The organism is Methylibium petroleiphilum PM1, from assembly GCF_000015725.1.
GTDB classification, from domain to species: domain Bacteria; phylum Pseudomonadota; class Gammaproteobacteria; order Burkholderiales; family Burkholderiaceae_C; genus Methylibium; species Methylibium petroleiphilum.
In genome coordinates, this window is sequence record NC_008825.1 from 1,811,960 (window position 1) to 1,830,828 (window position 18,869).

The following is an 18,869-nucleotide window of genomic DNA, read 5'->3' on the forward strand; positions in this document are numbered from 1 at the left end:
ATCGCGCGCTAGGCCGCCAGGGCCACGGAGGCCGGGCGCGAGGGCACCGCGATGCGCACCTGGGTGCCCTCGCCGCGTGTCGAGGTGATCTCGACCTCGGCCCCGATGCCGGCCGCGCGCTCGCGCATGATGCGCAGGCCCACGTGGCCGTCGTCGCCATCGTCGCTGTTGCGGGCCGCCAGGTCGAAGCCGCGGCCGTCATCGCGCACGGTCACGCTGAGCTCGGGGCGCGGGTCCAGCGTCACCCACACCTGCCGCGCCTGGGCATGCTTGCGGACGTTGGACAGGGCCTCCTGCACCACGTGCAGCAGCTGCACCTGCACGTCGGGCGCCAGTGGCAGCACGGGGCCGCGCACGTCCAGCTGCGCGGGCAGGCCGGTCTGGTGCTGGAACTTCTGCAGCGTGGCGCGCAGGGCCGCCGCCAGCTCGGCGCCGTCGCTGCGGGTGCGGAAGTGCAGCAGCAGCTCGCGCACGTCGGCCAGGCTCTCGCGCACGCCGGCATCGAGCTCGTCGACCACCCGCGTGGTGGCCGCCGGGTCGCCGCGGCGCAGGGCGCCGCGCAGCATCTGCAGCTGGATCTTCATGAAGGCCAGCGCCTGGGCGATGGAGTCGTGCAGTTCCCGGGCGATGAAGCCGCGCTCCTCGGAGACAGCCGCCTCGCGCTGCAGGGCCTGCGCGCGCACGCTCTCGATGCCGCCCGCCAGCTGGGCGGCCAGGCCCTCGAGCAGCGCGCGGTCGTCGTCGAGCACGGGGCGCGTGGCGTCGCGCCACAGCAGGTCGACCTCGCCCAGGGTCTGGTCCTGCAGCAGCACGGGCAAGGTTAGCACGCGCTGGAAGCCGAAGCGGCGGCAGGTGCCGGCGCTGTCGCCGGTGTCGCCGTCCGTCAGGGCGTGGATGGTGATGGTGCGCGGGCCGCCCGGGGCGGCGCCGTTGCCGCAGTGGCAGTCGCCAGGGGCGAGGCAGCGTTCGTGTTCCAGCATGGCCGCAGGCACGCGGTCGGCGGCCAGCATCAGCATGCGCCCCTGTTCGGCGTCGTGCCAGCGCAGCAGCGCGGCGTCGGCCCGGGCCACCTCGCGGAACTGGCGCACGAAGCCCTGCGCCAGCTCGTCCAGGCTGGCGGCCTGGGCCACCCGCCGGCTGGCCTCGTACAGGGCCGCCAGGCGCTCGCGCTCGGTGCGCAGGTGTTCGGTCTTTTCCGCGACCTTGGTCTCGAGCCCGCGGTACAGGTCTTCGAGGCGCATGGCCATGTGGTTGAAACCGTCGGCCACCTCGCCGAACTCGTCGTGGGTCTCGACGTCCACACGCGCGCCCAGGTCGCCGCGCGCCACCGCCTCCAGCCCGCGCTGCAGGCGGGCCAGCGGCTGGAAGATGAACAGGTGCGCGGCATAAAGCAGCGCCACGCCGGCGGCCAGCGCCAGGGCCAGCAGGGTGAACTGCAGGGCGCTCAGGATCGACGTCCAGCGCTGAAGGTGCGCCTCGATGCCGGTGACGAGGTGGTCGATCTCGATCACCAGGTCGCCCGCCAGCTGGCCCGCCTGCAGCGGCGTGGCGCCCTCGGAGATGGCGCGCTGCAGCGCCTGCCAGCGGCTGCGCACGGCCTGCAAGGCTGCGCGGGTGTCCTCGTCTCGCGGCACAAAGAGGGGGCGGGCCGGGTCGCCGGCGTCCAGCAGGGCCAGGGTGGCGTCGTACTGCTGGGCCAGGGCCGGCAGCTGCGGCAGGTCCTGCGCGGACGCCACCTGGGCATAACGCCAGGTCTGCATGCGCAGGCGGCCGGCCTCGTTGACTGCGGCGGCGCCGCCCTCGAGCTGCCAGGTGACCCACACGGTGAAGGCGATGGAGCCCAGGGCCACGACCATGATCAGCGAGCCCAGGGCCCCCAGCTTGGCCGCCAGCGAGGCGCGCTGCAGGCGACGGCTCGCGCGCAGGAAGGCGGCGTTCATGCGGGCGTGCCCGGCGTGGTGGCGGGCTGCGGCGGGCTGCGCCGGCGGCTCGCCATCTCGTGGCCCATGGCGGCCAGCGTGTCGGCGGGCAGGCCGTGCGCGGCGCTGGGGAAGGCCACCGCCTCCTCGATCGCGATGTGGGCCTCGTAGCGGGTTTCGAACTCGCGCCAGCCGGCGCGCACGCGGCCTGCGGCGCGGATGTCCCATCGCCCGGCGCATACACCTTCTAGCACCGTGCGCCATTCTTGCCAGGCGGCCGAGAGCGCCGTGTGGTCAGCTTGCAGGCGTTCGGCCAGCGCGCCATGGCCGCTGGCGCGCAGGCGCGGCAGGACGTGGCGCTCCTCGTCCTCGTGGTGCAGCGGCCCGGCGATGTCGAAGTAGCGCAGCACATCGCGTGCCGCGGCGGCGGCCTGTGTGTCGGCGCCGTACGCATCGAGGTGGGCGCCGAGGCGCTGCAGCAGGTCGAGGCTGCGCTTCACGCGCTCGTGGCAGGCCTCGAGCATCTCGAAGGGCTGCTCGAAGCCGACGGCAGGGCTGGCGTGCAGCAGCGGCGTGGGCATGGCGGACGTGGCGGTGCTCGTCACGGTGCCCACCCGGCCGCACGCAGCGGCGCCAGGGGGCCGAGCACGTCGTGCGTGAGCGCGGTGGCCACGATGGCCAGCACGCAGGCCAGCGCACCCGCGAAGGCCAGGCCGCGGCCCCGCGGCGTGCGGGCGCGCTTGAGCGCAAACGAGCCGAGCACGATGTAGGCCACGATGAGGGCCAGCTTCACCAGCAGCCAGGGCGCGTGGGCCAGGCTCAGGCCGAGCATGGCCCACAGGGCGCCGCCAGCGGCCAGCAGCAGGCTGTCGATCAGCACGCTGGCGCGGCGAACGCCGGCCCGCAGGGGCCACGCGGCCCGCCACTGCACGCCCAGGCCCCGCGCGGTGAACAGCCCCACGCTGGCGCCGGCCAGCGCCATGTGCGCCGACTTGAGGGCAGGGTACTGCGACAGCCACTCCATAACGAAGGCGATTCTGCGGCGAGCCGGGTGCCGCAGCCCTTGATCCTGTTCAAGGACATTCCCGAAGGCCTCTCCGACGATGCCCTTCCCGCCCCGGAGCCCGGAAAGAGATGCCATGGCCAGCCCCTCGCCCACGACCCCGTCGCCCAGCGCCTGCGCGGGCCTGCGGCGGGCCTTGCTGCACGAGGGGCGGTCGGGTTTCCCGATCGAGCCCTCGCCGTTCCAGGCCCTGGTGCGCCGCCACGGTGGCAGCCCGCGCGAGCTGTTGCTGCACTGCCAGGCGCTGCAGGCCGAAGGCGCGGTGGCGGGCCTGCGCCCGCGCTGGCGGCCGGGCCTGGCCTCGGCGGCGGTGCGGCTGCTGGCCCACGGGCCCGGCCCGCTGGCGCAGCCGCCCGCGGGTTTGCGGGCGCTGCCTGGCGCCATGGCCTGGGCCGTGGTGGAAGGCCCGCCGGCTGGGCCCGCGGCAGGCTGGCAGCCGCCTCTGGGATGGGTGGACCTGGCGGCCATCGATGCGGCAGCCGCGCAGCAGCAGGCCGAGGCCGTGCAGTGCCTGGCGCCTGCCCTGGCGTGGGCCGCATGGTCGAGCGCGCCCGCCGGCACGGACGCGGCCGCCACGGGCTGCCGCTGCGGCCGCGGCGAGGGCCCTTGCCAGGCCCGTGCGCTCGCAGCGGCCTGCGAGCGTGGCTTGCCGATGCTGGCGCACCCCTACCGCGCCGTGGGCCGCGGGCTCGGTATCAGCGAACGCGAGGTCGTGCAGGCGCTGCGGCGCTGGCGCACCAGCGGGCAGCTCGCGGGCGTGGGCTTTGCCGAGCCCGTGCCCGACGGCCCGGTGCTCGAATGGCACGCGGCCTACACGTCGGCGGCCCTGGAGCCGGCGTTGCGCGATGCGATCGCGGGCCACGCCAGCGTCGGCCGGCTGGTCACGGCACCGGTGTCGGCGGGGGCTGCGCCGGCGGGGCTGGCTGCCCTGGCCCAGCTGGTGGCGCCGGGCAGCGCCACGCCCACCCGCCTGGCCGAGCAGCTGGCCCACGCGGGCCTGGGTCGCGGCCTGCTCGGGGTGATGCAGGTGCGGTGCACCCGGCTGCGCCAGGAGCCGATGCTGTTTGCGCCCGTGGAGCCGGCCGCCGCGGGGGCCTGAGCGGCACCGCGGCAGCGCGGCGCCAGCCCGTCGATCAGCCGATCAGCCGATCAGCCGGGATAGGCCGCCAGGCGGCCAGCATCCAGGATGTGGATGTCGCGGCGGTCGACGCGGATCAACCCCGCGTCCTCCAGTTCGCGCAGCACCCGGCTGAAGTACTCCGGCGTCAGGCTCAAGCGGGAGGCCAGCACCGACTTGCTCACCGGCAGCGAAACCGTGCCCGGTACGCCCTCAGCCGCCGCCGCGTCGTCGCGCGGGTTCAGCAGGTAGCCGATGACGCGCTGCACGCCGTTCTGCAGCGCATAGGCTTGAACGTCCTGCACCAGGCCGTGCAGGCGCCGGGACAGGCCGGCCAGCATGCGCAGCGACAGCTGCGGGTCGCGCGCCAGCTCGGCCATCACCGCGCGCCGGCTGACCGACACCAGCAGCGTGTCCACCAGCGCCTGCGCGCTCACCATGCAGGGCTTGCCCAGGAACATCAGCGCCTCGGCGAAGCTGCCGCCGGGGCCGATGATCTCGACGATCTTTTCCTGGCCCGTGGGCGAGGCCACGAACAGCTTGACCTGGCCCCCGGCGATGACGTGGAAGTGCTCGCAGGGGTCGCCCTGCTGGAACACCAGCTGCCCGCGGTCGAACTGCCGCAGCACGCTTCCGGCGCCCAGGTTCTGCAGGCTCTGTTCGTCGGCGTCGCTGAAGAGCGGCAGGCGCGCCAGGTAGCGGACGATGTCGAAGCGGCGGGTCTCGAGCACGGGTGGTGGCCTCGGCAGATGAGGCCTGCATGCTGCGCCGGCCCCGGGGTCTGCGCCTTGACGGCCCTCAATGGCGGACGAGGCCGGCGGCCAGGCTCGGCCGCGTTGGGGGCTGGCCCGGCTGCACCACGGTGTCTGGCGCGCCGCCGCGGGCGAGTTCCTGGCGCAGGGTCTGCAGCTCCTCGGCCGAGATCCACTGCGGGTGCACCGTGGTGCGCAACTGCACGGCCATGCCCGACTGCAGCAGCAGCGCCAGGCTGCGCGCCACCGCACCGGCGGCGCCGTGGACGCCCGTGATGCGGTCGTGCTGGGCGCCGCCGTCGTGCAGCGGTGCCTTGATGTCCAGGCCCACCCAGTCGAGCGATGGCAGCACCGCCTGCAGCCGCCGCGGCGCCATGCCGGCGGTGTGCAGGCCGGTGCGGAAGCCCAGGGCCCGCACGGCATCCAGCGCGGCGGGCAGGGCGGGGTCGAGCGTGGGCTCGCCGCCGCTGAAGACCACCGCGTCCAGCAGCCCGCGGCGCGTGCGCAGCCAGTCGTGCACCTCGGCCCAATGCGGGATGCCGGGGGCGGGCTGGCGGCCCTGCAGCTGCGGGTTGTGGCAGTACACGCAACGCCAGGCGCAGCCCTGCACGAACACCACGGCCGCCAGGGCGCCGGGGTAGTCGATGCTGGTGAAGCGTTGCAGGCCGCCGATGCGCAGCGCCGCGGCGCCCTCAGCGCGTGGGCTGCAGGCCGGCACGGCGCTCCTCGAAGTGGCGGCGCTCGAGGAACTCGCCCTGCTTGCCGGTGTTGAAGCTGGCCACCGGGCGGTGGTAGCCCATCACGCGCGTCCAGACCTCGCAGCGCTGGCGCTCGTGCTCGGCCAGCTCGAGGGTCTCGGGGTTGGGCGGGGTGCTGGTCATCATGCGGTTTCTCCTTCGGGGGTGGGCTGTGGCGCGAGGGCCTGGCGCTTCATCGCCAGCCGCTCCTCGTCACAGGTCGGGCAGAACTCGTGGCGCCCGGCCAGGTAGCCGTGTCTGGGGCAGATGCTGAAGGTGGGCGTCACCGTCACGTAGGGCAGGCGGAAGTTCGTGAGCGCGCGCCGCACCAGCGTGCGGCAGGCGTCGGCGCTGGACAGCGGCTCGCTCATGTACAGGTGCAGCACGGTGCCGCCGGTGTACAGGCGCTACAGCGGCTCCTGCCGCGCCAGGGCCTCGAAGGGGTCGTCGGTGAAGCCCACCGGCAACTGCGAGCTGTTGGTGTAGTACGGGTGCTCGTCGGTGCCGGCCTGCAGGATGCCGGGGAAGCGCTTGCGGTCCTCCTTGGCAAAGCGGTAGGTCGTGCCTTCGGCGGGCGTGGCTTCCAGGTTGTAGAGGTGGCCGGTTTCCTCCTGGAACTGCACCATGCGCTCGCGCACGCGGTGCAGCAGCCGCAGGGCCAGCGCCTCGCCGGCGGGCGTGGTGATGTCGTCGGCGCCGCCGCTGAAGTTGCGCACCATCTCGTTGAGGCCATTCACGCCCAGCGTGCTGAAGTGGTTGCGCAGCGTGCCCAAGTAGCGCCGGGTGTACGGGAACAGGCCCTGGTCCATGAGCCGCTGGATGAACTTGCGCTTGATCTCCAGGCTCTGCCGGCCCAGCTCCAGCAGCGCATCCAGCCGCGCCATCAGCGCGGGTTCGTCGCCCGCGTGCAGGAAGCCCAGCCGCGCGCAGTTGACCGTGACCACGCCCACCGAGCCCGTCTGCTCGGCGCTGCCGAAAAGGCCGTTGCCGCGCTTGAGCAGTTCGCGCAGGTCGAGCTGCAGGCGGCAGCACATGCTGCGCACCATGTGCGGCTCCAGGTCGCTGTTCACGAAGTTCTGGAAGTAGGGCAGGCCGTAGCGCGCCGTCATCGCGAACAGGCGTTCGGCGTTGGGCGAATGCCAGTCGAAGCCCTTGGTGATGTTGTAGGTGGGGATGGGAAAGGTGAAGACGCGGCCCTTGGCGTCGCCCGCGCTCATGACCTCGATGTAGGCGCGGTTGATGAGGTCCATCTCGGCCTGCAGATCGCCGTAGCAGAAGGGCTGCTCCTCGCCGGCGATCACCGGCACCTGCTCCTTCAGGTCGTCGGGGCAGGTCCAGTCGAAGGTGAGGTTGGTGAACGGCGTCTGCGTGCCCCAGCGGCTGGGCACGTTGAGGTTGTAGATGAGCTCCTGGATGCACTGGCGCACCTGCTCGTACGTCAGCGCGTCCTTGCGCACGAAGGGCGCCAGGTAGGTGTCGAAGCTGCTGAAGGCCTGGGCACCGGCCCACTCGTTCTGCAGCGTGCCCAGGAAGTTGACGATCTGGCCCACCGCGCTGCTCAGGTGCTTCGGCGGCCCGGCCTCCACCTTGCCCGGCACGCCGTTCAGGCCCTCGTGCAGCAGCGTGCGCAGGCTCCAGCCGGCGCAGTAGCCGCTGAGCATGTCGAGGTCGTGGATGTGGAGGTCGGCCTCGCGGTGGGCGCGGCCGACGACCGGCGGATAGACGTGGTCGAGCCAGTGGTTGGCCACCACCTTGCCGCTGACGTTGAGGATCAGCCCGCCTAGGCTGTAGCCCTGGTTGGCGTTGGCGCGGATGCGCCAGTCGCGCTGCTGCAGGTACTCGTCCATCGTGGCCTGCACGTCGACCAGGCTCCTGTGCGCATCGCGCTGCTGCACCAGCTGCGCGGCGGCCTCGAGGGGAACGACGCGGTCGTCGCGCTTGGCGACGAGGGCGGGGGGGCGTGGTGGGAACATCGGCGGGCTCTACCGGTAGTGGTGGAGCGACACCTTAGACACTACCGGTAGTGTCCACAAGCGTGAGCGCGGCCCGCGGCAGCCCGGAACGACGCTGCCTTGACCGAACGCAAACCCAGGCGTGGCCGGTTGCAGCGCCAACGCTGCGCCGAAGGCCTTCAGGCCCGCAACAATGGCCTTCCCGATCCTCGACCTGCCCACCCCGATGCACATCGCCAGCTTCGCCGACCTGCTGCAGGCCGCCACCCAGCAGCCCCAGCCCCAGCGGCTGCTCTTCGTCTTCACCCGTGCCGAGCTGCCCGAAGGCGCCACGCCGGCCCAGCGCGCACGCTTCGAGGCCGGCGAGGGCGGCGAACTGGCGCCGCTGATGTGCGTGGACAAGTCGCCCGCCGAGCTGCCTTCGTTCGCGGCGCTGCAGGCCGAGGCGCGCCAGGCCGGGCCGGCCTGGGACATCGTGTTCGTCGCCGCCATGGCCGATCGCCCCGGGGCCGCCGACGAAGCCCTGCAGCGCATGGTGGACGCCGTGAAGCAGGGCCGCATCGAGGGCTTCCTGGCCTTCGACGCCGTCGGCGAGCCGGTGCACTTCGGCTGAGGCCGCCGGCGGCCACGCCCCGGGCCTGAGCAGACTGCACCGGCCCCAGACGGGGCCCCGTTCAGGCCCGTGCTCAGGCCCGTGTTCAGGCCGCGACCGCAGCACCCACCCGGAACACGCCCACCGCCGCCACCATCTGCTCGGCCTGGTGCTTCAGGCTGTCGGAGGCCGCGGCGCTCTCCTCTACCAGCGCCGCGTTCTGTTGCGTCACCTGGTCGAGCTGCGTCACCGCCTGGTTGACCTGCTCGATGCCGCGCGACTGCTCGTCGGCCGCGCCGCTGATCTGCGCCACGGTGTCGCTCACGCTGCGCACGCGGGCCACGATGGCGTCGATCTGCTGCGTGGCCTGCGCCACGCTGGCCTGGCCGTGGCTCACGCTTTCCACGCTGCCGGCCACCAGCTCCTTGATCGAGCGCGCCGCCTCGGCGCTGCGTTGTGCCAGCGCCCGCACCTCCGACGCCACCACCGCGAAGCCGCGGCCGTGCTCGCCGGCGCGCGCCGCTTCCACCGCGGCGTTGAGCGCCAGGATGTTGGTCTGGAAGGCGATGCCGTCGATGACGGCGTTGATCTCGCCGATGCGGCGGCTGGCCTCGCTGATGCGCTGCATGGTCTGGCCCACGGTCTGCATCAGCTCGCCACCCTGCGCGGCCTCGTCGCGCGCCTGCTGGGCGAGGCTGGACGCGCTGCGCGCGGCGTCGGCGCTGTGGCGCACGGTGCCGGCCAGCTGCTCCATCGAGGCCGCGGTCTGCTGCAGGTTGGAGGCCTGCTCCTCGGTGCGCTGCGAGAGGTCGGTGGTGCCGGTGGCGATCTGCGACGAGCCCGTGGCGATGCTCTCGCTGGCCTCGCGCACGCGGCCCACCAGCCGCGTGAGGATCTGGTCCATCTGCGCCAGGGCGTGCATCAGGCGGCCGGGCTCGCCGCCCTGGCGGGACTCCAGGCGATGGCCCAGCTCGCCCGAGGCCACGCGTTCGGCCACGGCCACGGCCTGTTCGATGGGCCGCGCGATGGCGCGGGCCAGCCAGGTGCCCAGCCCCGCCGCGGCCGCCAGCATGCCCAGGCCGAGCACGCCCAGGCCGATCAGCGCCTGGTGGATGCGGGCCGCGACCTCGGCCCCCGTCTCGCGGGCCAGCCGGGCCTGGAACTGCGACATGTCCAGCACGCGCTGCTGCAGCGCGTCGAGCGCCGGCAGGGTGCTGCCCAGCAGCTGCGCCTGGGCGGCCTCACGCTGGCCGGCCTTGAGCAGGCGGTCGACCTCGGAGAACGCGGTCACGTAGGCCACGCGCGCTGTCTTCATCGCGGCCAGCTTCTCGCGCCCGTCGGGCAGCGTGACCAGACGCTCGAGCGTGGCCATGGCCTCGTCGATGCCCTGGCGGTTGGCGGCGATGCGCTCGCGCACGGCCGCGGCGGCGGAGCCCTCGACGAAGAACAGCTCCATCGTGCGCCGGGCGTTGGCGCGGGTGAGCGTGTCGATGCTGGCGGCGGCGCCGGCCTTGACCCATTCACCCTGCACGATGCGGTCGACGGCGTCGCCGGTGCGTTGCAGGGCCAGCAGCGCCAGGCCGGCCATCACGGCGGCCAGGACGAGCAGGGTGCCGAAGCCGACGCCGATGCGGCGGGCGATGGTCAGGCGCTGGATCCAGTTCATGGTGGCGCCCTCCTTGGGCGCGGCAGGTTCTGATTCGTTGGCGACGCGGCGGCGCCGTGTCGGCATGCCGGACGTATCGGCCCTGCCGGCCGGTGTGTTGAGTGCTCCGGGCGGCCTGTTCGGCGGGTTCTTGATGGAGCGCAAACGTGCTGCAGAAACAGCGGCGCGGCGGGGTCGCGGCTCAGCCCGGCGGCGGCCGGCGCGGGGCCGCCGCGAAGGGCGCGAACAGCTGCGTCTCCTCGAGCGCGGCGTGCTCGGCCAGCTCGGTGAGAAAGCGTTCGAGCAGCGCCCCGAGCGGCGCCGTGGTGGCGACCGGTGGCGCCGGTGGCTCGTGCAGCAGCGCCTGGTGCAGCGCGCGCAGCGTGGCCACGGTGGCTTCGTGCGCGGCGTGCTCGCGGGTGATGTCGTCGATCAGCACGCCGATCAGCGCGTTGCCGCCTTGGTCGATCATGGGGAAGAGGCGCATCTCCTCCTTGAACATGTGGCGCTCCAGCTCGGCGGCGAAGGCCGCCAGGTGCCGCGCCATCGCCATGGCTGGCGGCGAGGGTGGCAGGGCGGCGAGCAGGCCCTGCAGAGCCGCCAGGTCGCGCCGATGGCCTTCGTGGAAGCGCTCCACGATGTGCTCGGCCAGCGACGCGCCGGTGGTTTGAGCACCTCTCACGCCGGCGTGGGCTCGGGCATCGCCATCCGCCGCAGCACCGGCGCGAGGAAGGGCGCCGATCGGGCGGGCGGTGGGGATGTTCATGGGGTGGTCGTCGCGGGTAGGGGCTTCGGGCCTGTGGGCAGGGCGCTGTGCGAGCATCGGCCGCACAGGGCGTCGTGATGCTGAGGTGTCCCAGTACCCGCCGCCTTGAACTGGATCAGGGCGCGTCGACCGCGCGAAAGGAGCCCGCCCGATGGCCCAAGCCCATGCCCGACCCGGCGAGGTCGTGCGACTCGCGCCCTACGGCGAGCGCCTGGCCGAACACCGCACCACGGCCATCCTGAAGGCCGAGCAGCTGGAGCTCGTGCGCATCGTGCTGCCCGCCGGGCGCGGCCTGCCCGAGCACCGCGCGCCGGGCGAGATCACCGTCTTGTGCCTGGAAGGCCGCATCGCCTTCGACACGCCGGCGGGCCGCCAGGTGATGCAGGCCGGCGACCTGATCCACCTGCCGCGCCAGGAGCCGCACGCGCTGCTGGCGCTGGAGAACGCGTCGGCGCTGGTGACGCTGTGCATCGCGCGCACGGCCTGAACCTCAGGGCTCGCGAGCCAGGCGCCTGGGGTGCGGCGAGGCCTAGGCAGCGGCCCTGCGGCCGTCGCAGGCGCTGCGCCGCCGCACCAGCGACATCACCGTGGCGATGAAGGCCGCGATGGCCAGCACCGACAGCCAGGCGCCCGCCTGCCGCAGGCCGGCGCTGCCGGCCAGGCCGCCGGCCACGCGCAGCGCCACCGAGGCGTGCAGCAACACGAGCGGCGCAAACAGCCGGGGCGCAAACGGCACGGCCACACGCAGCACGGCCGGCAGGATGATGGGCGCGTGGCCAAGGACCATCGAGAACACGAAGCCCAGCAGCAGCGCATGCAGCGCGGCGTCCCAGGTGGCGGTGCCGGGCTGCAGGCCCTGCGTGGCCATCAGCCCGCCCGCTAGGCCCAGCCAGGCGTAGCCAGCCAGCAGGCACAGCGCCACGTAGCGGGGCAGGCCGCGCTGGCGCACGGTGCGGCGGGCGAGGTCGTGGCGCCACAGCCAGATCGCCAGGCCCAGCAGGGCTGCGCCGAAGCCGCGGGCGCCGGCCTTGGCCCAGACGGTGGCCGTCGAGCCCGGCGCCAGGGCATCCGGGGCCACCGGGTTGCCTGCCAGCACGCCCAGGGTGTGCACCAGCAGCGCCAGAGCCACTGAGGCCATCAGCACGGCAAAGCCGGCGGCCGCACCCGGCGGGCGCGGGGCCAGGCGGCTGAGCTCCAGCCGCTCGCCCGCGATGGTGAGCACCAGGAAAGCCAGCCACCACGGTACCACCGCGGCCACGCTGGCACTGGCCAGCAGCAGCGCGTTGCCGCAAGCCCAGGCGGCGGCGGCCAGCGCCAGCACGCTGACGACGGGCTCGGGCTGGCGGCGCCAGATGGCCAGCGTGGCCAGCAGCAGGGCCAGTGCGGCGAGCAGCCACAGGGCGGCGGCGGCAACGGCCAGGCCTGCCAGCTGGGCCGCTGTGCCCAGGGCCGCCAGCAGCGGCATGGCGTAGGGCAGTGCGCGCCGCGGCCAAGCGGCCTGTCGAGGCAGCGCCGTGACCAGGGCGACGGCGCGTTCAAGCGAAATGACGACACCGAAGAAGCCGCAGACCATCAGCGCCCCGTGGCCGACGGCGGCGCGGGCCAGCGCGGCCGGCGGGGCCTCGGGCACCCAGGCGCCCAGACGCCACAGCCCGGCAGCCAGGCCGAACAGCATCGCCAGCAACCCGGGCAGCAGCAGGGGCAGGCGCTGCCAGGCGGGGCCGCGGCGCGGTGGTGGCGACGGGGCGGCGAGGGCCGGCTTCACGACGACGCCACCCGCTCGGCCGGCTGCCCGCTGCGGCGGGCTAATGGTCGTGTTCAGGGTGGTACTCATTCTCGGGATCCCAACCGAGCTGCTCCCGCGCCGCGGGGCTGAGCCGGCTGGGGTGCCAGGCGGGCTCGTCGAGCACCTGCACCTGCACGGCCTGGTCGGCGCCGACGGCGGCTTGCAGCTCGGCCTCCGCGTCCTCGGCGATCAGCCCCGCCATCGGGCAGGCGGCGCTGGTCATGATGAGGTCCAGCGCCACGGCGTCCGCGTCGTCGCGCAGGCCTTCCACCAGCCCCATGTCGACGATGTTGATGCCCGACTCGGGGTCGATCACGCGTTCCAGCGCGGCGCGCAGCGCGGGGGGCCAAGTGGCGGGGGCGTTCATGGCGAACACTGGCAGTGGCCGCAGCAGCCGCTGGTGTCGCCCAACGGCTGGCCCTCGGCCACGCGGCCGATGCGCACCTGCCAGACGGCGGGCCCCTGCTGCAGGTAACGCCAGTCGAACTGGCCGGTGCGCGTGCGGTCGAACTGAAAGAACAGCGGCAGCGGGTCGTGGTCGTTGACGATCTCGAACGCATCACCCGGGGCGAGTGCGTCGAAGGTGCCGAAGATCAACGGGTGGCGCTGCGGCGGTGGCACGGTGCGCACGTCGATCGAGCGGGGTTCGGCGATGAGGGTGTCGGACATGGCGGTCAAGGGCAGGATTGAGGAACGCGCCCATTGAGCCCGCTCGGCGCCCGGCCTGCCTTGACCCGGTTCAAGAATCAGCCCGGCCGCCCGTCGGCCCGCGGCCGGCCCATCCAGCGGCCGTAGCGCAGCGCCCAGCCCACCGCGGCCGCGGCCCAGGCAAAGGCGGCCAGCAGCAGCAGCGCCACGGGCGCGTCGGGCCACAGCGCCGACAGCACACGCGCCACCGCCGCCAGTTGCACCGCGCCGTACAGCAGCAGCGCGGGCCCGTCGGCCACCAGCGGCCGGCCGCTGTGGCCGGCGGCCACGCGCGTGATCATCGCCAGCAGCGTAGCCCCCAGGAAGCCCACCGTCAGCGCATGCAGCGGCGCCAGGCCCAGCGAGCCGGGACCGATCTGCCACAGCGCCATCCCGCGGGCCACGGCCAGCAGCGCAAACGTGATCCCCAGCCACACAAAGCCAGCGTGCAGCATGGCCAGCAGCCGCACCGCGAAGCTCTGCACCAGGCCCCAGCGCAGCGCCAGCCACAGCATGAGCACCGCCGTGGGGGCCTGCACGGCCAGCAGCAGGGCCTGTGCCCAGGCCGGCAGCACGCCCAGCATCGCCTCGGCCGCGGAGCCGCTGGCGGTGGCCAGCAGCGCGGCCAGCATCCACTGCAGCAGCGCGTCGGGCCGCCAGGCGTGGTGCAGCGGCAGGGCGCTGGTGGTGAAGAAGGGCAGCATGCGGTGCGACACGATGGCGAACACCGGCGCCACGAAGCCCCACAGCAGGACGGCCGTGGTCGCGCGGGCGATGTCCACACGGCCCGCCGCCAGGGCCAGTGCCGCCACCCCCATGGCCGCCGCGCCCAGGGCGCTGGTGGCCACAATGGCGCGGGCGTGCAGCGTGTCGGGCACGCGGCTGGCGCGCACCAGCCGCCCAAACCGCCACAGCAGCCGAGTCCACACGGCCGCTGCGCCCAGCAGGCCCGCAGCGGCCAGCCCTGCGTGCAGGTGCACGCCCAGCAGCAGCACGGCCATCGCGGCGCCATACGCCAGCACGGCCCGCACCAGGCTGCTGCCGGGCACGTCGGGCAGGCCCAGCCAGCGCGGGCCGGCCGTGAACAGGAAGCCGATCATGAACAGCGGATTGAACGCCACCGCCATGAGCAGGCCGTGCGCCACCGGTGGCACCACGGCCCAGGGCGTGGCGATGCCCGCGTGGCGCAGCGCCAGCATGAGCGCCCACCACAGCCCCGTGGCCGCCAGCGCCACGCCGCCGGCAAAGAAGGCCAGGCGATGCGGCGCCGTGGCCAGCCGCGCCCAGCGCCAGGGCGTGGCCGCCGCCGCGCTGGGCGGTGGCGTCGGGCTGCTGTGGGCTGCCGGCCGGATCGGGATCACACGGGCTCCTGGATGCCCTCAGCACCAAAGCCTTCCGAGAAGCGGTACGGCCCGGTGCCGGCGTTGTCGGCCAGGCCGGCGGGCACGAAGCCGCCGCGCTGGATGTCGAAGACGTGGATCTCGCCGTCCTCGATGACGTAGTGCCAGCCGTGCAGCGAGAGCACCCCGGCCTCGACCCGCTCGCGCACCATGGGGTAGTCCATCAGCCGCTCGAGCTGCAGCACGATGGCGCGCTGCTCGGTGCGGCGCAGCGCCTCGGGCCCAGGGTCTGCCACGGGCAGCGTGGCCTCGCGGCCCAGTTCCAGCCAGGCGCGCAGGTTGGTAGCGCTGGCGGGCACCTCGCCGTACAGCGCACGGATGGCGCCGCAGTGCGTGTGCCCGCAGACCACGATGCGCTGCACGTTCAGGTTCAGCACCGCGAACTCGATGGCCGCGGCTGTGCCGTGGAAGCCCTGGCTCTGGTCGTGCGGCGGCACGAAGGCGCCGACGTTGCGCACCAGGAACAGCTCGCCCGGGCCTGCGCCCGTGAGAAGGTAGGGCACGATGCGCGAATCGCTGCAGCCGATGAACAGCGTGGTCGGGTGCTGGCCGTCGTCCACCAGGTGGCGGAACAGGCTGCGCTGCGTGGGGAAGGCGTCGTCGTGGAAGCGGCGCAGGCGCTGCAGCAGGTCGTCTTCGGGCATGGCGGGCCCTGGGCTACTGCAGCAACGGCGAGTCGGCGGCGTCGAGCTCGACGCCTTCGATGTGGGCCTCGCCGGCCAGACGTTGCAGGTGCTGGCGCAGCGCCGTCGCAAAAGCCTGGCGCTGCAGCGCGGCGCGCACCGAGGCCTGCACGGCCTCGAAGCCGGGCACGCGGCCGCTCTGGCGTTGCAGCACCTCCACCACGTGCAGGCCGAAGCGTGTGTGCACCAGGCGCGGCAGCATGCCCAGCTCGGGCTGGCCAAACAAGGCGCGGGCGAACTCGGGCGCGCAGTCCGCAGCCTCGAGCCAGCCGAGCTCGCCGCCGTGTTCGCCGCTGGGGCAGTTGCTCAGGCGCGCGGCGGCGGTGGCGAAACGGTCGCCCTCGGCCACGGGCGCATCGATCTCGCTGCGGCTGCGGCTGCGCAGCTCCACCAGGCAGGCCTCGGCGCGGGCGCGCAGCCTGGTGATGTCCACGCCGTCGGTCACGCCGAACAGGATGTGGCGCACGCGCACGCGCTCGCCCTGGGCAAAGCGAGTCGGGTTGGCGGCGTGCCAGCGGCGGCAGGTGGCCTCGTCGGGCTCGGGCACGGCCAGGGCCTGCGAGAGCAGGGCCTCGATGGCCTCGCTGGCGGCTTCGCTGGGCGCGCCCTCTACCGGGGCGGGGTCGTCGGCGGCCAGCAGGCCCTGGGCCATGGCTTGCTGGCGCAGCAGCTCCTGGTGGGCGCGGCGGCGCAGCTCGTCGGCCGGCAGCGTGCCTTCGGCGGCCGTGGCGAGTGCCACGCCGTTGACGTGAGGCAGGGCGGCGTTCATCGACGCACCCCGCCGTTGTGGCCTGCCGGCAGGTTGAGCCGCCGCGAACGCACCAGCTGGTAGGGCCGCAGCAGGTAGCTCACGCTGCCGAAGCCGCTCCACACGTGCACCAGGCGGCTGAAGGGGAACAGCAGGAAGATCGTCAGCCCGAGCACGATGTGCACCTGGTACGGCCAGGCCATGTTCACCAGGCCCGCGGCGTCGGGGTTGAAGGTGACGATGCCCTGCGCCCAGTGCGACAGGATCAGCATCATCGAGCCGTCGCTGTGGCCCAGCGAGAAGGGCAGCGTCACCAGGCCCAGGCTCAGCTGCACCCAAAGGATCCACAGGATGGCGAGGTCCGTGCGGTGGCTGGTGTAGCGGATGCGCGGGTCGGTCATGCGGCGCCAGATCAGGCCGCTCAGGCCGATGAAGCACACGGCGCCGGCCACGCCGCCGGCCACGATGGCCAGCATCTGCTTCTGCGCCGGCGTGACGAACAGCGTGTAGACGGCGGTGGGCGTGAGCATGCCCACCGCATGGCCGAAGAACAGGAACAGGATGCCGGCGTGGAACATCACGCTGGCCCAGCCCAGGTTGCCCTTGCGCAGCATCTGGCTGGAATCGCTTTTCCAGGTGTACTGGTCGCGGTCGAAGCGGGCCAGGCTGCCCATCAGGAAGACGGCCAGGCAGATGTACGGGTAGACCGCAAAGAGGAAGTGGTGGAGGGAGCTCATGGCGCGGTGTCCTTCGGCGTGCGCTCAGGCCGCGTGGCGCGCGGCATCACCGGCGGCCTTGCGGTGGATGTGGATGGGTTGCGGCTGGTCGGGCCTCGACTGACCCGATGTGGAGCAGCCGCCGAAGGCCTCGGGCTCCGCCCAGGCCTCGTCCAGCTCGGGCTCGGGCGGCAACTGCACGCGCTCGGCGCGCTCGCCGGCCAGCTCCAGCACGGCGGCCAGCAGGCTGGCGTAGGGCGATCCGCGGTCCAGCGTGGCCGTGAAGATGGCGCGCACGATGTGCGCCAGCTCGCGCAGGAACTCGCGCGCCGCCTCGGGCGGCTGCGTGCTCGCGTACTCCAGCACCACGGGCAGGTGGTCCGGCAGTTCGCCGTCGGTGAGCAGCAGGCCGGCGCGCTCGTAGGTCTGCACCAGGTCGATCATCGCGGGGCCGCGGTCGCGGCTGTCGCCGTGCACGTGCTCGAACAGGTGCAGTGCGGTGCGGCGGCCGCGGTCGAACAGCTCCACGTACTCGGCCTCGGTGCGCAGCGCCGGCAGCTTGATCAGCCGCTCGATCAAGGCCTGCACCTCGGTGAGGCGATGGCCCTGCAGCGCGCCTTCGTCGACCAGCGCCTGCGCGATGGCCGGCAGCGCCGCGCGCAGCTCGTCGTCGGGATAGCGCAGCAGCCAGGCGATGGCGCGCAGCGTGTGCGCCATGCGGCGCGGGGCGGTGTTGAAGAAGGCCATGGTCACAGCTCCGCCTTGATGGGAATGGTGCGCTTCTTCTCGCTGCCGAAAAGACTCGTCTCGGTGGTGCCCTCGCTGCAGCCGTTGCCGAAGCTGAAGCCGCAGCCGCCGCGCACGTTGAAGGCGTTCTCAGCGTACTCGCGGTGCGTGGTGGGGATGACGAAGCGGTCTTCGTAGTTCGCGATGGCCATGATCTTGTACATGTCCTCCACCGTGGCCTGGCTGATGCCGGCCTGCTGCAGCGGTGCGCTGTTGTCGGCACCGTCGACGTGGCGGCCGCGCATGAATGCGCGCATGGCCAGCATGCGTTCGAGCGCGCGCACCACCGGGGCCTCGTCGCCCGCCGTCAGCAGGTTGGCGAGGTACTTCACGGGGATGCGCAGCTGGCGCACGTCGGGCAGTTCGCCCACCGTGCCGACGTGCCCCGCCTGCGCCGCCGCGGTGATCGGCGACAGCGGCGGCACGTACCACACCATCGGCAGCGTGCGGTACTCGGGGTGCAGCGGCAGGGCCACCTTCCACTCCACCGCCATCTTGTAGACGGGGCTGTTGCGCGCCGCGTCCATCCAGGCTTCCGGGATGCCGTCGGCGCGCGCCTGCGCGATCACCTTCGGGTCGTTCGGGTCGAGGAAGATGTCGAGCTGCGCCTGGTACAGGTCGGCGTCCTTGGGCACCGACGCGGCCTCGGCGATGCGGTCGGCGTCGTACAGCAGCACGCCCAGGTAGCGGATGCGGCCGACGCAGGTTTCAGAGCACACCGTGGGTTGCCCGGCCTCGATCCGCGGGTAGCAGAAGATGCACTTCTCGGCCTTGCCGCTCTTCCAGTTGTAATAGATCTTCTTGTAGGGGCAGCCGCTCACGCACATGCGCCAGCCGCGGCACTTGTCCTGGTCGATGAGGACGATGCCGTCTTCCTCGCGCTTGTAGATGCTGCCGCTGGGGCAGCTGGCCACGCAGGCCGGGTTCAGGCAGTGCTCGCACAGGCGCGGCAGGTACATCATGAAGGTGTTCTCGAACTCGCCGAGCATGGCCTTCTGCGCTGCTTCAAACCCGTCGAGGTTGGCGTCGACGCTGCGCTTGCTGAACTCGCCGCCCAGGATCTCCTCCCAGTTCGGGCCCCACTCGATCTTCTCCATCCGCTGGCCCGTGATCAGGCTGCGCGGCCGCGCGGTGGGAGCATGCTTCATTTCCGGCGCCGACTGCAGGTGGTCGTAGTCGAAGGTGAAGGGCTCGTAGTAGTCGTCGATCTCGGGCAGGTTGGGGTTGGCGAACAGCTTCATCAGCAGCTGCCACTTGCCGCCCTGCCTGGGCTGCAGCTTGCCGTCGGGCTTGCGCACCCAGCCGCCGTTCCACTTGGTCTGGTTCTCCCATTCCTTGGGGTAGCCGATGCCGGGCTTGGTCTCGACGTTGTTGAACCAGGCGTACTCGACGCCGGGGCGGCTGGTCCAGACGTTCTTGCAGGTCACGCTGCAGGTGTGGCAGCCGATGCACTTGTCCAGGTTGAGCACCATGCCGATCTGTGCACGTACTTTCATCGCGATCTCCTTGTTCGTGGCGGT

General features: G+C 72.9%; 20 protein-coding genes and 1 pseudogene. 3 read left to right on the forward strand and 18 right to left on the reverse strand.

What is annotated here, in order from left to right:
• Positions 1-8 precede the first annotated feature (8 nt).
• From MPE_RS08495 to MPE_RS08505, 3 genes are read right to left on the reverse strand one after another with little or no spacing between them, the layout of a single operon-like run.
• Positions 9-1,940 (reverse strand): type IV pili methyl-accepting chemotaxis transducer N-terminal domain-containing protein, encoded by a 1,932-nt coding sequence (locus tag MPE_RS08495; RefSeq protein ID WP_011829286.1) that lies wholly within the window; start codon positions 1,938-1,940, stop codon positions 9-11.
• On the reverse strand, positions 1,937-2,524 hold the full coding sequence (locus MPE_RS08500) for a hemerythrin domain-containing protein (protein ID WP_237706383.1): 588 nt from the start codon (positions 2,522-2,524) through the stop codon (positions 1,937-1,939). The genes MPE_RS08495 and MPE_RS08500 overlap by 4 nt, the downstream gene beginning before the upstream one ends.
• On the reverse strand, positions 2,521-2,943 hold the full coding sequence (locus MPE_RS08505) for a SirB2 family protein (RefSeq protein ID WP_011829288.1): 423 nt from the start codon (positions 2,941-2,943) through the stop codon (positions 2,521-2,523). Before MPE_RS08505 ends, MPE_RS08500 begins: the two co-directional genes overlap by 4 nt.
• Positions 2,944-3,058: 115 nt before the next feature.
• Between MPE_RS08505 and MPE_RS08510 the strand changes: the two genes are divergently transcribed.
• Positions 3,059-4,081: a hypothetical protein gene (locus tag MPE_RS08510; protein WP_011829289.1), complete on the forward strand. Its 1,023-nt coding sequence runs from the start codon at positions 3,059-3,061 to the stop codon at positions 4,079-4,081.
• A 50-nt stretch (positions 4,082-4,131) separates the two neighbouring features.
• On the opposite strand, the gene MPE_RS08515 is transcribed toward MPE_RS08510, so the two are convergent.
• The 4 genes and pseudogenes from MPE_RS08515 to MPE_RS08530 all read right to left on the reverse strand — a co-directional run bounded on the left by MPE_RS08515 (position 4,132) and on the right by MPE_RS08530 (position 7,486).
• A complete protein-coding gene (locus MPE_RS08515) occupies positions 4,132-4,830 on the reverse strand; it encodes a Crp/Fnr family transcriptional regulator (RefSeq protein ID WP_011829290.1) in 699 nt (232 codons plus the stop codon).
• Positions 4,831-4,897: 67 nt separating this feature from the next.
• A complete protein-coding gene (locus tag MPE_RS08520; protein WP_011829291.1) occupies positions 4,898-5,569 on the reverse strand; it encodes an anaerobic ribonucleoside-triphosphate reductase activating protein in 672 nt (223 codons plus the stop codon).
• A complete protein-coding gene (nrdD, locus tag MPE_RS08525) occupies positions 5,544-5,735 on the reverse strand; it encodes an anaerobic ribonucleoside-triphosphate reductase (RefSeq protein WP_011829292.1) in 192 nt (63 codons plus the stop codon). Before nrdD ends, MPE_RS08520 begins: the two co-directional genes overlap by 26 nt.
• A pseudogene (locus MPE_RS08530) lies at positions 5,732-7,486 on the reverse strand (ribonucleoside triphosphate reductase). The gene nrdD and the pseudogene MPE_RS08530 overlap by 4 nt, the downstream one beginning before the upstream one ends.
• 247 nt (positions 7,487-7,733) lie before the next feature.
• Here MPE_RS08530 and MPE_RS08535 point away from each other — a divergent pair.
• Positions 7,734-8,153: a hypothetical protein gene (locus MPE_RS08535; protein ID WP_011829293.1), complete on the forward strand. Its 420-nt coding sequence runs from the start codon at positions 7,734-7,736 to the stop codon at positions 8,151-8,153.
• An 85-nt stretch (positions 8,154-8,238) separates the two neighbouring features.
• Here the strand turns inward: MPE_RS08535 and MPE_RS08540 are convergent, their stop codons facing one another.
• Positions 8,239-9,798 (reverse strand): methyl-accepting chemotaxis protein, encoded by a 1,560-nt coding sequence (locus MPE_RS08540; RefSeq protein ID WP_041930037.1) that lies wholly within the window; start codon positions 9,796-9,798, stop codon positions 8,239-8,241.
• A 181-nt stretch (positions 9,799-9,979) separates the two neighbouring features.
• Entirely contained in the window at positions 9,980-10,543 is a 564-nt protein-coding gene (locus MPE_RS08545) for a hemerythrin domain-containing protein (RefSeq protein ID WP_049820787.1), read from the reverse strand.
• A gap of 151 nt (positions 10,544-10,694) precedes the next feature.
• On the opposite strand from MPE_RS08545, the gene MPE_RS08550 reads away from it, so the two are divergent.
• A complete protein-coding gene (locus tag MPE_RS08550; protein ID WP_011829296.1) occupies positions 10,695-11,030 on the forward strand; it encodes a cupin domain-containing protein in 336 nt (111 codons plus the stop codon).
• A 42-nt stretch (positions 11,031-11,072) separates the two neighbouring features.
• On the opposite strand, the gene MPE_RS08555 is transcribed toward MPE_RS08550, so the two are convergent.
• The 9 genes from MPE_RS08555 to narH form a co-directional block, all read right to left on the reverse strand.
• Complete coding sequence (locus MPE_RS08555; RefSeq protein ID WP_011829297.1) at positions 11,073-12,377, reverse strand: DUF8744 domain-containing protein; 1,305 nt, start codon at positions 12,375-12,377, stop codon at positions 11,073-11,075.
• Entirely contained in the window at positions 12,349-12,696 is a 348-nt protein-coding gene (locus MPE_RS08560; RefSeq protein ID WP_011829298.1) for a metal-sulfur cluster assembly factor, read from the reverse strand. The genes MPE_RS08555 and MPE_RS08560 overlap by 29 nt, the downstream gene beginning before the upstream one ends.
• Positions 12,693-12,998: a DUF2249 domain-containing protein gene (locus MPE_RS08565; RefSeq protein ID WP_041929604.1), complete on the reverse strand. Its 306-nt coding sequence runs from the start codon at positions 12,996-12,998 to the stop codon at positions 12,693-12,695. Before MPE_RS08565 ends, MPE_RS08560 begins: the two co-directional genes overlap by 4 nt.
• A gap of 77 nt (positions 12,999-13,075) precedes the next feature.
• Entirely contained in the window at positions 13,076-14,377 is a 1,302-nt protein-coding gene (locus MPE_RS08570) for an NnrS family protein (RefSeq protein WP_011829299.1), read from the reverse strand.
• Positions 14,374-15,060 carry a carbonic anhydrase gene (locus tag MPE_RS08575; RefSeq protein ID WP_011829300.1) on the reverse strand — a complete coding sequence of 229 codons (687 nt, stop codon included), beginning with the start codon at positions 15,058-15,060 and terminating at the stop codon, positions 14,374-14,376. Before MPE_RS08575 ends, MPE_RS08570 begins: the two co-directional genes overlap by 4 nt.
• A 13-nt stretch (positions 15,061-15,073) precedes the next feature.
• The gene (locus MPE_RS08580) at positions 15,074-15,868 is read right to left on the reverse strand and encodes a peptidylprolyl isomerase (protein WP_011829301.1); all 795 of its coding nucleotides are present in this window, start codon (positions 15,866-15,868) and stop codon (positions 15,074-15,076) included.
• Entirely contained in the window at positions 15,865-16,584 is a 720-nt protein-coding gene (gene narI / locus MPE_RS08585; protein WP_011829302.1) for a respiratory nitrate reductase subunit gamma, read from the reverse strand. The genes MPE_RS08580 and narI overlap by 4 nt, the downstream gene beginning before the upstream one ends.
• 24 nt (positions 16,585-16,608) lie before the next feature.
• Positions 16,609-17,310 (reverse strand): nitrate reductase molybdenum cofactor assembly chaperone, encoded by a 702-nt coding sequence (narJ, locus tag MPE_RS08590; protein ID WP_011829303.1) that lies wholly within the window; start codon positions 17,308-17,310, stop codon positions 16,609-16,611.
• 2 nt (positions 17,311-17,312) lie between these two features.
• Positions 17,313-18,845, reverse strand: coding sequence for a nitrate reductase subunit beta (gene narH, locus MPE_RS08595; RefSeq protein ID WP_011829304.1), 1,533 nt, complete (start codon positions 18,843-18,845; stop codon positions 17,313-17,315).
• Positions 18,846-18,869: the final 24 nt, after the last annotated feature.